The sequence below is a fragment of the Niallia sp. FSL W8-0951 genome, assembly GCF_038006525.1.
Taxonomy (GTDB): domain Bacteria; phylum Bacillota; class Bacilli; order Bacillales; family Cytobacillaceae; genus Niallia; species Niallia circulans.
Window position 1 is genome coordinate 971,994 of the sequence record NZ_JBBOVK010000001.1, and the last position, 14,355, is coordinate 986,348.

General features: G+C 35.7%; 19 protein-coding genes and 1 pseudogene. 11 read left to right on the forward strand and 9 right to left on the reverse strand.

The genetic code is table 11. The features are described from left to right. Nucleotides 1-68: 68 nt before the first annotated feature. The 5 genes and pseudogenes from NSS71_RS04380 to NSS71_RS25650 form a co-directional block, all read left to right on the forward strand. Nucleotides 69-581: a DUF3231 family protein gene (locus tag NSS71_RS04380; RefSeq protein WP_095319978.1), complete on the forward strand. Its 513-nt coding sequence runs from the start codon at nt 69-71 to the stop codon at nt 579-581. Nucleotides 582-939: 358 nt separating this feature from the next. Next, entirely contained in the window at nt 940-1,578 is a 639-nt protein-coding gene (locus NSS71_RS04385) for an esterase/lipase family protein (protein ID WP_047940139.1), read from the forward strand. 25 nt (nt 1,579-1,603) lie between these two features. Next, nucleotides 1,604-2,098 carry an iron chelate uptake ABC transporter family permease subunit gene (locus tag NSS71_RS04390; protein WP_369988543.1) on the forward strand — a complete coding sequence of 165 codons (495 nt, stop codon included), beginning with the start codon at nt 1,604-1,606 and terminating at the stop codon, nt 2,096-2,098. A 303-nt stretch (nt 2,099-2,401) separates the two neighbouring features. Further along, nucleotides 2,402-3,382 carry a phosphotransferase gene (locus NSS71_RS04395; RefSeq protein WP_061800987.1) on the forward strand — a complete coding sequence of 327 codons (981 nt, stop codon included), beginning with the start codon at nt 2,402-2,404 and terminating at the stop codon, nt 3,380-3,382. Nucleotides 3,383-3,587: 205 nt separating this feature from the next. Then, nucleotides 3,588-3,847: pseudogene (locus NSS71_RS25650) on the forward strand (multidrug ABC transporter ATP-binding protein); the annotation flags it as partial. A gap of 163 nt (nt 3,848-4,010) precedes the next feature. Here NSS71_RS25650 and NSS71_RS04400 read toward each other — a convergent pair. Continuing rightward, nucleotides 4,011-4,202, reverse strand: coding sequence for a CsbD family protein (locus tag NSS71_RS04400; RefSeq protein ID WP_047940141.1), 192 nt, complete (start codon nt 4,200-4,202; stop codon nt 4,011-4,013). A 310-nt stretch (nt 4,203-4,512) separates the two neighbouring features. On the opposite strand from NSS71_RS04400, the gene NSS71_RS04405 reads away from it, so the two are divergent. From NSS71_RS04405 to NSS71_RS04420, 4 genes are all read left to right on the forward strand, one after another. Further along, on the forward strand, nt 4,513-5,289 hold the full coding sequence (locus tag NSS71_RS04405) for an acetoin reductase (RefSeq protein WP_047940142.1): 777 nt from the start codon (nt 4,513-4,515) through the stop codon (nt 5,287-5,289). 26 nt (nt 5,290-5,315) lie between these two features. Continuing rightward, nucleotides 5,316-5,450, forward strand: coding sequence for a hypothetical protein (locus NSS71_RS04410; protein WP_268874878.1), 135 nt, complete (start codon nt 5,316-5,318; stop codon nt 5,448-5,450). A 506-nt stretch (nt 5,451-5,956) separates the two neighbouring features. Further along, the gene (locus tag NSS71_RS04415) at nt 5,957-6,673 is read left to right on the forward strand and encodes a lysozyme inhibitor LprI family protein (protein WP_328283572.1); all 717 of its coding nucleotides are present in this window, start codon (nt 5,957-5,959) and stop codon (nt 6,671-6,673) included. A 100-nt stretch (nt 6,674-6,773) separates the two neighbouring features. Further along, nucleotides 6,774-7,628 (forward strand): AraC family transcriptional regulator, encoded by an 855-nt coding sequence (locus NSS71_RS04420; protein ID WP_328283571.1) that lies wholly within the window; start codon nt 6,774-6,776, stop codon nt 7,626-7,628. A gap of 186 nt (nt 7,629-7,814) precedes the next feature. Here NSS71_RS04420 and NSS71_RS04425 read toward each other — a convergent pair whose 3' ends face one another. The 3 genes from NSS71_RS04425 to NSS71_RS04435 all read right to left on the reverse strand — a co-directional run bounded on the left by NSS71_RS04425 (nt 7,815) and on the right by NSS71_RS04435 (nt 9,495). Continuing rightward, entirely contained in the window at nt 7,815-8,198 is a 384-nt protein-coding gene (locus tag NSS71_RS04425; RefSeq protein WP_095257481.1) for a VOC family protein, read from the reverse strand. A 121-nt stretch (nt 8,199-8,319) separates the two neighbouring features. Next, a complete protein-coding gene (locus NSS71_RS04430; protein WP_328283570.1) occupies nt 8,320-8,811 on the reverse strand; it encodes a CBO0543 family protein in 492 nt (163 codons plus the stop codon). A gap of 126 nt (nt 8,812-8,937) precedes the next feature. Then, a complete protein-coding gene (locus NSS71_RS04435; RefSeq protein WP_328283569.1) occupies nt 8,938-9,495 on the reverse strand; it encodes a GNAT family N-acetyltransferase in 558 nt (185 codons plus the stop codon). Between the two features lie 145 nt (nt 9,496-9,640). Between NSS71_RS04435 and NSS71_RS04440 the strand changes: the two genes are divergently transcribed. Next, a complete protein-coding gene (locus NSS71_RS04440; protein WP_095257478.1) occupies nt 9,641-10,348 on the forward strand; it encodes a DNA alkylation repair protein in 708 nt (235 codons plus the stop codon). Between the two features lie 62 nt (nt 10,349-10,410). On the opposite strand, the gene NSS71_RS04445 is transcribed toward NSS71_RS04440, so the two are convergent. The 5 genes from NSS71_RS04445 to NSS71_RS04465 form a co-directional block, all read right to left on the reverse strand. Then, nucleotides 10,411-10,878 (reverse strand): CBO0543 family protein, encoded by a 468-nt coding sequence (locus NSS71_RS04445; RefSeq protein WP_047940148.1) that lies wholly within the window; start codon nt 10,876-10,878, stop codon nt 10,411-10,413. Further along, nucleotides 10,871-11,356, reverse strand: coding sequence for a CBO0543 family protein (locus tag NSS71_RS04450; protein WP_095319985.1), 486 nt, complete (start codon nt 11,354-11,356; stop codon nt 10,871-10,873). The genes NSS71_RS04445 and NSS71_RS04450 overlap by 8 nt, the downstream gene beginning before the upstream one ends. Before the next feature lie 181 nt (nt 11,357-11,537). Continuing rightward, nucleotides 11,538-11,714, reverse strand: coding sequence for a hypothetical protein (locus NSS71_RS04455; protein ID WP_172866534.1), 177 nt, complete (start codon nt 11,712-11,714; stop codon nt 11,538-11,540). A 225-nt stretch (nt 11,715-11,939) separates the two neighbouring features. Beyond that, nucleotides 11,940-12,590 (reverse strand): cupin domain-containing protein, encoded by a 651-nt coding sequence (locus NSS71_RS04460; RefSeq protein ID WP_047940150.1) that lies wholly within the window; start codon nt 12,588-12,590, stop codon nt 11,940-11,942. A gap of 141 nt (nt 12,591-12,731) precedes the next feature. Further along, a complete protein-coding gene (locus NSS71_RS04465; RefSeq protein ID WP_047940151.1) occupies nt 12,732-13,589 on the reverse strand; it encodes a manganese catalase family protein in 858 nt (285 codons plus the stop codon). Nucleotides 13,590-13,746: 157 nt separating this feature from the next. Here NSS71_RS04465 and NSS71_RS04470 point away from each other — a divergent pair, with 157 nt between their 5' ends. Next, nucleotides 13,747-14,289: an ATP-binding protein gene (locus NSS71_RS04470; protein WP_328283567.1), complete on the forward strand. Its 543-nt coding sequence runs from the start codon at nt 13,747-13,749 to the stop codon at nt 14,287-14,289. Nucleotides 14,290-14,355: the final 66 nt, after the last annotated feature.

The window sequence follows — 14,355 nt, forward strand, 5'->3', positions numbered from 1 at the left end:
TGGAAAAGCTATGGAAGTGCGAACAGATGCACTAACTAGAGAATTACTTAACATGAAGGAGGATTATAATGGGGATTTTATCTGGAAATCCAAAGGAAGAGCCCTTACACTATGGGGAAGTTTTTGATATTTGGGCTTCCCTATTGGCCGGAAACAGTATGACAGCAGGTTACCAAACGATGTTGAATCATGCTGGTGATGGGGATTTAAAGAAGTTATTAGTCGAAGCTATTGAAACTTGTCAGGAAGAAAAAAAACAGCTAGAAGAAATTCTGAAAGAAAATGGTGTCGCTACACCACCAGCTGCTCCCGAACCTCCTGAAGCATGTTTAGAGGATATTCCAGTTGGAGCAAAAATTCCAGATCCTGCAATAGCAGCTACACTTTCTGCTGATATTGCTGCGGGCTTAGTTACCTGCAGCCAAATAATTGGAAAATCCATCAGAGAAGACGTTGCTGCTATGTATGGTCAATTTCATACCAAAAAGGCAGCTCTTGGAGCAAAAGTTCTTCGCTTAAATAAAGAAAAAGGCTGGCTTATTCCACCGCCATTACATCTTAATAAACATGGTAATTGTTAATTCTCAAACACGGTTAGTACTAGCCGTGTTTTTTTATTTTCTAGCTAACAAGCTATTCACGAATTGACGCTGGGGTCGATGAGAGGATGTATGTACATAAAAGATAGTATTGTTTAATAACTTAGTCTCTGTTTTGTTTACTTTTGTTGAAGAGGAGGAAATGAATAAAAAAGGTTTATTACAATAATGAAAAAGAAAAGGAGTTTTGTATCATGTATTTTTGAGTAAAGTTGTGGATCCAAAAGGCATATTCATATAATCTTTAAACAGACTAGAAAAAGTTACCGGTTGTTTCTGCTCTTAAAATATATAACAATGATATAGCAAGATAGCAGTCAACCAAACAGGGAGGAACATCATGAGAAAAACTAAACTATTATTATCACTAACTATGAGTATCGCGATAATCATTTCTGTTATGGGGATGAAACCAACTGTTTTAAAAGCTCAGACAACTGGACATGATCCAGTAATCTATGTTCATGGAACTGGCGGCAGCAGTACAAACTTTCTTGCGATAAAAAATTATTTGCTTAAGCAAGGCTGGTCTTCTGATGAATTATTCGCAATTGAATTAATTGATAAAACAGGCAACAGCTTGACGAATGCTAAGCAGCTTGAATCATATGTAGATAAAGTGTTAAAGGAAACGGGAAAAAACAAAGTAGATATTATCGGTCACAGTGCTGGTGGAATCAATACCCTTAAGTATATCCAAAATACGGGCGGAACGAAGGTAAATGATGTGATTACATTGGGATCTCCAAACAAATTCATTACGTCAAAAGCACCTGTGGGAAAAGATCCTAATCATAAAATCCTTTATACTTCTATTTACAGCAAAAATGATTATTTAGTTCCTAATATGCTCTCAAAATTGGAAGGCGCTAAAAACATACAAATAAGCGGTGTTGGCCATTTAGGATTAGTAGTAAATAGTAAGGTAAATGAGTTAATTAAAGAAGCTTTAAATGGTGGGGGAAAAAACACCAATTAAGATAAGAATAATAAAGAGCCCTTCGATGTTTAGTATAAGCATGGAAGGGCTCTTTTATTATGGAAAAATTAAATTTGGGGTTAGCAGTGGTACGATTTTATCCCAATTTGGTGTCGCGTTTGGTGCTTTTGTTGGAGCTATGATTACTACATTATGTGGTTCCTTCTCTAGCCTCATTATTTATTTTTCTAATAAATGTGATGGTATCAAAACAGTTATTTTTGGGTCTATGGGAAGCTTAGCATCATCTAGTTGGACAAAAGTCCCTATTATGGCAGTAGTCATTATGCTAGGGTGCATTTTGTTTCTTTTTCAATATCGCGTGTTAAACACAAGGCTACTTTGGGATGAATCTACTATTACTTTGGGAATTGATTTAAGCGTTTTCCGTAAATCTTACATGATTGCTACTGCTCTGGTTACAGGAACATTGGTTGCATATGCAGGAATGTTTGGTTTTGTTGGGCTTATTATTCCCCATATATGTAGAAGTGTTTTTGGGGAAGATTATAAACGTTAATGCTAGGAACATTTCTAGTAGGAGGCTTGCTTTTAATTTGAGCGGATATTCTACCAAAGAACATTAATACATAATGTTGAATTGCCTATAGGAATCATTATATTTGTCATTGGATCACCGCTATTTATCTACAGGAAGCAAACGTTATATGAAAACAAAGAATTTAAAATGGAAAATCTAGTGGAAAATCTCCCGTTTTTTAGTAATAACATGTTACAATATACTTCATTTAAAAAAAATGGAAATTTTGATTATAATTTATATATCAATTATTTATAGGAAATTGTTGAGGGGAATATCTACATGTCGAAAAAAAAAGGAACTATTCCGTGGTCCCAAGAGAACTATTACGGAAGAATAATTGATTGGATTGTGGAAGAACTAGACAAAGTAAATTTACGAGTACAAGGTAATATAAAGCATATAAAAGAAACCGATCTGACACTCCTACTTCGTGTGCCAACAAACGAGGATAATTATTATTTTAAGGCAGTTGGTTCAGTACTAAAGTTTGAGGCAGCCCTAAGCAAGGAATTATATAGGAAATGCCCTGAAAGAACAGGTGATATACTAGCTATAAATGAAACAGAAGGATGGCTATTGATGAAGGATTTTAAAGGCCAGCCCTTACGGATACAAAAAGATAAAAAACTTTGGCAAAAAGCTATAGGGGATTATGCTGAACTTCAAATTTCACAAATCGGTAACGTGGATAAGTTTTTACAGATTGGGGTTCCTGATCGAAGAATGCCTATTCTTAAAGAGGAAATCAACCAGTATTTAGAAGAAATGTGTCTAACAGGGTTAAGCAAGGAAGAAACTAATCAGATACTTTCACTCTTGCCAATATTACTTGAGATGTGTGATGAAATGGCATCCAATATACCAGCTTCAATTGAACATGGGGACCTTCATACAAACAATATTAGAATTGTGGAAAATAAATTTGTATTCTTTGACTGGGGTGACGCATCAATTTCACATCCCTTCTTCAGTACCCGAGTTTTCTGGCATGCGCTTGATAACTTAATTTCATCAGAAACTGAATGGTTGGGTATGGTAGAAGAATTTCGTCCATATTACCTGGAACCTTGGACCAGATTTGGGTCAATGAAAGAGATTGATAAAACTCTTCGGATTTCTGATGAGCTAGCATGTATTCAAAGAGCGCTAAGCTGGCATTTATATATCACACCAAATAGACAAGATAAATCTGATTCTAATCATAAACCTTCGCAATGGCTTCGGTTATTACTTGAACATCGTACTTTATTAGGAAAGTAATGCACTTTGAACTTCAATGAGATACACCACTGAGAACCATATCATAAATAATGAATGAATCCTCCAACAAAGGTACTTTAGTTGAGGATTATTTAAATAACTTAAACTACTATATTATTAACTTAGAATTTTGCGAAATAAATTAATAATCAACTTCACTATTTTATGAACAACTATTGATATATATCCGAAAGGGAGAAATTTAAATCCATCTATATTAATTCTTGATCAAGCTACTTCAGCTTGAGATACTGAAACCGAAGCAGCTATACAAAGAGCATCCACTGAATTGTCACAAAGAAGAACTATCTTAGTCATCGCCAGCTGGTTTGCGACATAAAAATTGCTGATTGTATTCTAGTGATTCCGGAAGCAGGCATACAGAAACAGGGAACTTATAAAGAATTAATTCAAATAGGAGGGACATACACTAGACTTCGTCATACTCAGTTTCGTGTCGACTAAAAATTTTACCGTTAACGTAAGATTGATATGGATCCAGTTTTGGATAATATCTTGCCAACCAACTATAAAATAAAGGAAAAAAGTGTAATCACCAAAAGAGATTACGCTTTTTTCCTTTAACAAGACTTTTTGTCTGGTAATAAGACGTCCCTTTTTGTTTTCATTATTTACGGTCGGCATCTTCTTTAAATTTTCCTGCTGTTTCCTGCATTTTTCCTTTCAGCTTATCTTTTTTACCATCAGCTTGCATACTCGTATCGCCTTTCGCGTTACCAATCTGATCCTTTACTTCGCCTTTTACTTTTGATACACCACTTTTTACTTTATCTGCGATACTATGTTTATTTTCTGCCATGATTGATCACTCCTCATTTTATGTTATGTTTAATTTGTACCCTGTTGTTTTTTTCGTTAAACGTTCGGCTGATTGATTTAGTGATAAAGGTAGAGCATATATAGATGATTAACAAATTCCAACATCAATCATACAAACAAACTCTCATAATACATCCACTGAAACATGATTTTTTGAGGGTCTTGGAGACCAAAATTAAAAATTGCTTGAATTCAAATGTTTTGATTTTTATTTTATAGGTAATTTATATAATTAAAGTGACAGAAAACTGATTTTTCTGTAATAATTTATTACAAGAGGTGTTTATTCAATGAGTAAAGTTGCAGTTATTACAGGTTCAGCCGGTGGTTTAGGTCGTGGTATTGCAGAACGTTTACTTAAAGATGGTTTCAAAGTAGTAATACATGATATCAATCAAGAGTTATTGAATGCCACTCTAGAAGAAATGAAATCTCAAAATGCTGATGTAATTGGTGTTGTGGGAGATGTTTCAAAGCGAGAAGATCAGTTTAATCTTGTCCAAAAAGCAGTAGACGCATTTGGACGTTTAGATGTATTTGTTAACAATGCAGGTGTTGATGCAGTTAAACCTTTCTTGGAAATTGAAGAAAATGAATTAAACCGCCTATTTAACATCAATGTAAATGGTGTAGTTTTTGGTACACAAGCTGCTGCTAAACAATTTATAGCGCAAGGCTCAAAAGGTAAAGTCATAAACGCTTGCAGTATAGCAGGTCATGAATCTTTTGAAATGTTAGGTACTTATTCTGCTACAAAACATGCAGTACGTTCATTTACACATTCTGCTGCGAAAGAGCTTGCCAAATATCAAATTACTGTTAATGCTTATTGTCCAGGGATTGCGAAAACAAAAATGTGGGATCGAATTGATGAAGAAATGGTACGTTATAGTAATGGTGCTTTACAACCAGGTGAAGCATTTGCTCAGTATAGTGCAGATATTGCGTTACAGCGTTATCAAACACCAAGAGATGTAGCGAACTTAGTATCATTTTTAGCTTCTGATGATGCCGATTATATTACAGGACAAGCAATCTTAACAGATGGTGGCTTAGTTTATCGTTAATTTTCTAAAGTTTATTGGAGGCTGCTGTGTCTGTAAATGCAGACTGCAGCTTTCAAATTCATTTTTTAGCTGCTTTCTACTTATTCTTTGTTGTTTCTACGCTTGTTATTATTGATACCATTCTTTTCAAACCAACTTTCAAACGGTTGTCTACATTCTAAATATCAGCAAAACAGGAAATAGTCTATTGGCGCCTTTCTAGATAACGCTAATAGAGCCAAAAACCGTTCCTTTATCCCCAAATAAAATCTTCATTTTATCTCGCTTTCTATTACAAATACAAAATAGATTAGGAGAAAAAGAATTTAGCTCAAAAAAAGCCAATCCACCAATTATTTTTTTGTATCCGTATTTTCTTATTACTAGAAAGATTCAATCAACAGTCACTTTATTTAATATGAGTTTTCAGTACCTTTATCAGGAGAAGAAGTGAATTAAATCTAAGAATAAGCTTTTTTCTTCAGTATCCCAAGCCACTGTCATAGTAAAACATTGTTTTATGAACTAAAGCTCCCAAATTATATCTAAGAATTGGATAAAAATCCTTTTCTATCATTTACACAGTTATTTATTAGCGAAAAAGGAAGAAATTTGGGAATCTATGTTAAAATAGATATGGAAGGTTAAATTTTTCGAACAAGACATAAAGAGATTGGAGTTTTACAAAATGAAAAAAAGCAGTATATTTTTTGCAGCAACCTTGCTTGTTCTTTTATTAGCAGGTATGTCTGCATGCAGCAATGCATCAGAAAGTGATTCATCGAACAACTCAAATAATAATCAGTCAGAAAGTGATTCATCGAACAACACTAATAATAAGCAGTCAGAAAGTGATTCATCGAATAACACTAATAATAAGCAGTCAGAAACTGATCAGAAAGCAGAAAACACAGACGTTTCTTCTCCGTCTAATGAAGCATCTGCAGATAGGACAGAAACTGCTGTAAATAGTAAGAATAGCAAGATGGACAAACCGGCGAGCGAAGATAAATCGCAAGCAGTTGATAAAGTAGAAGGAAGAAAAGCAGAGTTTATCGCAAAGTTAGATAACATCCAAAAAGAAGTAGATGCTATGCCTGATAAGAAAGATTCAGATAAAGGGGTAACAAACGCGATGATTAACTACTATGGCGTATCCTATGAGAAGTATGATGAGGCTCTGAACGAGATTTATAGCATTTTAAAGGCAGAGTTATCACCAGAAGTAATGAATAATTTGAAAACAGATCAAGTGAAGTGGATTGAACAAAAGGAAGCGGCAGCAAAGGAAGAGAGATCAAAATATAGTGGCGGTACGTTTGAAAATGTTGCTAATTATATTTCTTTATACGAATCCACTAAGAAGAGATGCTATGAATTAGTGAATGAGTATATGGCAGATTAGCGGTCTTTATCATTCCATCTGGATACGACATTTATAGGCAGAATATGTCGGACGAAATGTCTCTAATTTTTATAAGATAGGAAGTGAAAGGAGGGATTCTATGGACTGGCTGGATAGAATGAATCATGTACTAGACTACATAGAAGCAAATCTAGAAGGAGAGATAGACTACAAAGAATTAGCCAAAATTGCGTACTGTTCTGAGTTTCATTTTTCGAGAATGTTTGCATCTATATCAGGATTTACTCTATCTGAATATATAAGACGAAGACGTTTAACGCTTGCTGCTTTTGAATTACAAAAAAGCGATAGGCGGATTATTGAAATTGCTCAATTATATGGTTATGAATCGGCTGATTCTTTTTCTCGTGCTTTTAAAAAACTACATGGAATAAAGCCTTCAGAATGCCGTCATCAAGGAACACAGCTAAAGGCCTTTCCAAAAATCTCCTTTCAAATCACTATGAAAGGAGACACAGAAATGGAATATCGAATCGAAAATATAGACTTTGAAGTAAAGATTGTTGGGAAAAGCAATTCGGTTCAAACAAGCAGAGCCTTTAAAACGATTCCGACCATCTGGAGCAAAGCGAAAAAAGATGGATTTATGCAGGAATTGATTGACCTGTCATGGGAAAATCCAAAGTGCTCATTGGAAGGGATTTTAGGTATATGTGGAAAAGAAGCCGCCATAATGGACGAGGAATTCAATTATTTTACGGGTGTCCGATATGAGGGAGAAGCAAAGAATGGGATGGAAAGCATCTTTATTCCTCCAGCAACATGGGCTGTTTTTCCCAATATCGTAGAAGCTTGGAAACGATTATATTCCGAATGGGTTCCTACCTCTGGATATGAGCTTGCCAATTTACCATGCATAGAATGTTATTATGGCCCAGGACATAAGCCGCGCCATGAACTCTGGGTGCCCATTATTCCTAAACCATCCAAGTAACTTTTAGAAAAACAGCCGCTTATAAGAAGGCTGTTTTTCATTGAAAAGGAAGAGTTTTATTAATAGAAGAGTTAGTATAAGCTTACAGGTGATTGCAGACTTACAAGGAAACGAACAATAATGGACTTAGAAGCCTAGAATAAAGAAATACAGCAAAAAGAAGCTGTATGGATGAATGGAAATGTATTAGTTATTGCAAATCATTAATACATTTCCATCTAAGTCTTTAAAGTTAAAATAAGCAAAATCACCAATTCGTTCTATCTCTTTCACAATAGTAATCCCTTTGTTTTTGATAAACTGATATGCTTCATCAATATCTTGAACAAAAAAGTTAAACAAAACATGCTCAGAGGGATTTAACTTAAAGCCTGGATCGAAAGTATGGTCGTCCAAAGTAATCCCCGTTTCTGAAGTAACTGGAATATTGTATACAGGCGATTCAACATTATTTTTATTGAAAGGAAGTCCGAGTAATTCACTATACCATTCAGCTGCCTTTTCAAGATTATCAACATGAATAAAAACATTATTTACTTTACAAGCAATAGGAGAAGAGAGTGAGTTCATTTATTTTCCACCTTTATATAGAATGTATGATAAAGATTCTATATAAGGGGAAAATATTCCTTTAAGATTCGAAAGATTTAGTAGCTTTTTTTGCTCATGTTAAAAGGACTGAAAAAGTCAATCAGTTTTTAGCTGGCTGCCTAATAGCTGCTTTTCTAATCAGTATCATCATAAATCGAACAAATAAAAAAGTTGTTGCGATGGAACCCAGGCTATAGAAAGAGGTCCAGGATTTTTTGTATTTAATTAAATTGGTTTTTTTTTCGATCCAATGTTCGGCAATCGCTATTGGAAGGCTAAACAATAAGCATTTAACCAAAATTCCCACTATACTTGAATTTCTTGTTACTTGATTATAATAGATACAAGTGACAGGAAAGAGAAGATAACTGAAAATCACACTGACATCAAATGTCTTTAAAAATTTTACAGGATAAGTTAGATAGCCCTTTTTTACTAACAGATTATCTAAAATAGAGGCGATATAACTTTTCAATAAGAAAATAATGAGCCAATCTTTTAGTGGCGGCTTTCGCAGTAAATTTAAAAACGAACCTATTCCAATTACAAATAGGACCCGTAACAGGAGCTTTTCTTGCTTGCGTTTCTTCACAGTAGTTCGCCCTTTCCTTTGCTTTTCTTTTAGTTTAACCAAAGAAGAAAGATTTCCTCTGCTTTTTTTAATGGGAATATGAGGATGGATGAATAAGCAAGATAGAAATTAGAAAAGCTCTGCTTCTTACACAGAGCTTTTTTCAAAATCTCCTTTAAGGATCGAATACATATATAAATCATCAAACTTTCCGCGTGTATACTCATAGTGCCTTAATAGGCCTTCTTTTAAGAAGCCGTGTTTTTCGACTAATTTTTGGGAGGCTGTATTGGTTGGTTCGATTAAGGCTTCGACTCTTTCTAAGCTAAGCTGTTGAAATCCATAGGCGAGAACAGCGTTGAGAGCTTCGCCTGCGATTCCTTGTCTCCAATAGCTACTGCTTAATTCATAGCCAATTTCTGCTTTATAATGCTTTGGCTGTCTATTCAGAAAGCCGCAGCTTCCTATAACGATGTTCTCTTTTTTCAATGTGATGCACCAGCGTATGCCAGTACCTTTTTCCCAGATTGATTTGTACCAATTTATTTCTTCTAATACATCTTCTGCTGACTTGTAAGGTTCAAGCCCCATATGCTGCACTACCTCTTGATCCGATAAGTAGATATACATATCTTTTGCATCTTCATTTGTTGCCTGTCTTAAATGCAAACGCTCTGTTTCTATGATAGGGAATGGCTGCTTCATTGACAATACTCCTTTTTTCTAAATACAATGGATAGGTGTATATTTCAACAAGAAACAGATAAATTCCTTCAATTGTCTTCTAAAGATGGGGAAAAGTCCGCAGGATACATATTTGAATTAAAATAATAGAAGAGGAAGTGAAACAATGGATTTGGAAACAGTTATGCAGGAACTAGAAGCACTAGGGAAGGAGAGAACGAAAAAGATTTATATGGGCAATGGCGCACAAGAGCCGGTTTTTGGGGTTGCAACAGGTGCGATGAAGCCACTTTCTAGGATGATTAAGAAGGATCAAGCCTTGGCAGAAGAGCTATATGCAACGGGTAACTATGATGCCATGTATTTTGCAGGGGTTATTTGTGATCCAAAGAGCATGACAGAGGAAGATTTTGAGCGGTGGATTGATGCAGCCTATTTTTACATGATTTCCGATTTTATAGTAGCCGTTTCTTTAGCGGAAACTGACTTTGCCCAAGATGTTGCTGATAAGTGGATCGAAAGCGGAGAAGAATTTCGCATGTCAGCCGGATGGAGCTGTTATTGCTGGCTGTTAGGAAACCGCAAGGACGAGGAATTTAGTGAAACTAAGCTGGCGAGTATGCTGAATCAAGTAGAAAATACGATTCATCAAGCTCCAGATATTGTAAAATCATCTATGAATAATTTTATCGCTACTGTAGCCATTTCCTATGTTTCCTTACATGAAATGGCAGTAGAAACGGCTAGAGCAGTAGGCCCAGTGGAAATCAAGAAAGGCAAGAAAAAAAGCACGACCTCAATTGTTTCAGACAGAATTCAAAAAGAGCTGGACAGAGGAATGCTAGGATTTAAAAGGAAATATGTAAGATGTTAAGAAAAAGGCCAAATTCCTTCATGCTCACAGGGAATTTGGCCTTATGTTGTAGCTCTTTGTAATCATGCAAAACCTTTTCTAAACCAGAAGGCAAATTTCTTAGTCATATATAAAACGAGAAAGTCGATGCTGACAGCAAGCCACCAATGCCAGTTTAGATCATGTATAAGATTGCTATTTTTCTCTACTAAAAACATAAAAAGATGTATGCCATTGCTAAAGATTAAGTAATAGAGGAAAATTTTTAGCCAATGTTTCTTTTCCGGATAATAGAGAAGAAATAGAACAGCGAAAGTTGGCAATACAATGTAGTAGAGGGAGAAACTCATTTTTGTTGCATGCGAAAATTCTCTATATGGAAATCTCACCAAGTCCATAGATACTTGTATATGTGTAAAAATCCAAGCTGTTGCATGGGCAAATAAAAAAACAATTTGAAAATATCTTTTTCTCTCTTTTGGAATAATGCGAATGAGTAAAATCAAACAGACAACCCATGAAATAATTAAAATAATTAGTTCCTTATTCATTCTTTTTCAGTTCCTTCTTAAACCAACTATAGTAAGTATGGTTAATATACAATGTGACCATAACACTTAGTAGCGTATAAGATCCGTGCCAACTAAGATAGTCCACGAGTTCGGTGTAGCGCTCTATCACTACTTCAAGACAAGTGAAGAATCCAGCAAAGAGAAAATAATATAAGAATTTGCCTGTTTTTTTAAATTTTTTGGGGAAATATAAACTAAACATAATCGCTGTCACTGGGAAAAGAAAGAATTCAAACGTAAAGCTAGACCGGTTAAATTTGTTTGCGGAGGAGAAAAGTTGAACAGGGTAGTCAATCATATTCCATTCCACAGCAAGTAATCCGGCAGGCCAGGTGATAATCTGCAGAGATAAAAATATCACCCACGCTTCTCTCGTTTTCTGTTTGGGAACAAGTAAGAAAATGGCAAGGATACTGATTACAATAATTCCTACTAAAATCCATCTTTCCATATTCATGGGAATTTCACCTGCTCAAATAGATAGTTATCCATAGTATTGCCGCTGGGACTGAATTTATCCAGAAAAATATAAAGGAAGATTTCTAGATATTCTTCCTATTAACAAATGCAGGCAGGTGGAGAGCAATTGTCCACTGGCAGATAGAGAAGTGCGGGAAGGGAGAATAGCAGCAACAAATTTATTGCTTACGTTCTCTGTCTTGCTCATAATGCTTCCAAACATAATAAATGCACCAAAATACAATCGGCAATGATAAGGGAATAAAATTCTTTTCTGGTGGAAGAAAGAGAATAAGCACAATTCCTAGTATCAAAAAAGGAGGCATTAATAGCCAATACTTCTTATTTATGTTCATTTGTATCACTCCAAATAGTTTTGTTTATACATATACGCGCTAGTGGATGAGAAAGTTTCCTTTCGTTATGAAACTTTCCCCAAGAATTGAAAAAATGCTGTTTTTTCTATAGCCAAATTGTCAAGATTGCATATGATAAAGTGGATGGACAACCAATAACTTGCCAGCTAGGCACGCGAAAAACTCTGCTCATTTCATCCTGAGCAGAGTTTTTTTAGCAAAAAATTAATAAGCAATCTGTTTATGATTAATTTGGATAGATATTTTATCTGGAACTTCTTTTTTTGTTTGTTCCAGATTGGAGACGGAGGAAGTTTGGAGGCGATGGGAATCTGGTGGACCAATGACAACAGATTCCTTCAGCGCAGAAAAAGCATTGGCAACCTTTTCTGAATCCACTCCATATGCTGCTTCAAAAACTTCTGGTGGAGTTAAGCGTAATGTATCGGAGCCTTCCGCACTTTCAAACTGGTCATTATTAAAGAAGAGATGTAAATGCAATTTCTCTGTCGTCGGCTGAATCCAATGCCACCATGCCATTGGAATAAATACGACATCCCCAACCTTTGCATGGTAATGATGAAGTTTTCTTGTATCTGGATCGACAATCGAAATCATTGCTTCACCGGATACAATGACATCTAATTCCCAAGCGTTTGGATGCCAATGCGGCTCTCGCATATGTCCTTTTGTTAAAAATAAATCGACAAAGGCTCCGCCAATCATGGCTGGTAATTGTGTAGACGTAACTTTATAGGCAATGTTTTCAGGATTTCTTTCAAAAAATACATTATCACGAGTGTTATAAATAAGATTAGGAGTGCCACTCGATGAATGAATATTCGTGTTATCAGGAATATAGCCTGACTTTGACATGTGTTTTCCTCCAATACATAATTTTAAGGAATAGATCCTATTTTTTAATATGCACATGGAATGACGATGGTGTTAAGGAGAGAAAGAAAAGAGGAAGAAAAAATGGAAGATGCCATAATAGGCTTCTCCCATTTTTCAGGCTTAATTATTTAAATCCATAAGGCCTGATGCATGCTCATTTGGCATATCTGGCAGTTCTGGAACTGGATAGCCTTGCGGTGGTGGAACAACATTTAAATCGCCATTATTTCGGCTAGGGGTTGTGCCTTGAAAAATCTCACCGATTCTCGTGTCGTCTAGGCGGAAATTAAATTGGGCATTATGGAAGCCCATCTCTACATATTTGCGACATTCAGGATATTTATTAATATCGTAGTTTGGAACAGGCAGAATTTTCCCCCAATTTACTCCTAATGTTTCTAATGCTTTGGCAAAAGCATTTTGATGAGCATTATCACGAACGATTAAAAAGGCAATCGTTTCTCTTAATGTCTTATTATCGCTCATTTCATAAATTCTTGATTTTTGAAGTACACCTGTTGATTCTAACATCACATTATTGAGAAGATTAGCAACGAGGTTTCCATGGTCGTACACCCAAGAACCATTCCATGGATTTCCGCCTGCATCGACAGGAAGAGAAGCTTTTGCACCAATTATATAATGGTGAGGGTTTGCCCCGCCTTTAATGACATCATCTAAAGGAGCTCCATCACTTGCCATATTTCCTGGCATGCTACCACCAGAATCGTTTAGAAGCTGATTGATAGTGGATTGTACAAGCTCTACATGGCTAAGCTCTTCCAAGAATACACCGCGGATAAGATCACGATACTGTTTTGCTTTTCCACGGAAGTTAGCGCTTTGAAAAGAGAACTGCATTAGTGTTCTCATTTCTCCAAACTGTCCGCCTAATGCCTCCTGCAATACTTTTGCTGCATTTGGATCTGGTTTGTCAGGGACGATCATATTGATTAAATCTTCTTTATAAAAATACATACATCATCTAGCTCCTTTTTGATAATCTGCATATCGCTTTTATGATTCCAAAAGTAGCTGAATCTATTCTGAACTAGGGAGAGTTGGAAATTTTTTGATAGGAAAAGCTGATGATTTTTGTTAGAGTGAAGGAAGCATTAGCTAATGGAGGGGGAATATGAAAAGATTAGTCATTATGACAGTGGGCATGACACATAGCGGAAAGTCCACTTTTGCGCAAACGTTAAAAAGCAGACTTGAAAACGCGATTGTCATTGATCAAGATAATCATGCAGAATTTTTGCAGACCTATTATGAAAAGCTTTTGCCAAAAAAGGGGCCTAATCTTATTAAGCATGCCCTCACAAAAACAATTGTTGATTATGCCGTCCATCACTCTGACTGCCATCTTATTTTGAGTAATAGCAATCGCGATCGTGAAAGTCGGGCAGAACTGCTTCCATATTATAAAACACTTGGTTTCACGACGATTCTTGTCCATTTTGATCTGCCGATAGAGCTGCTAAAGGAGAGAATAGTTAAAAGTAAGCGGGATAAATTACGTTTAAGAACAGCGGCCACTTACGAAGAGGTTCTTGAGCGTCAGCATAAACAAACAGGGGGAGATCCAGCAGAAGGGGAAGCGGATCATTTATTTAGAGTAAAGCAGGAAGCAGATATCCCAGTTATGAGGGATTTGATTGTTAGTATATTTAAGTAGACTAAAAAATTGATTCCTGAGATAAATGGAGTCCATTTTTCATGACCATTAATCTCAGGATTTTAT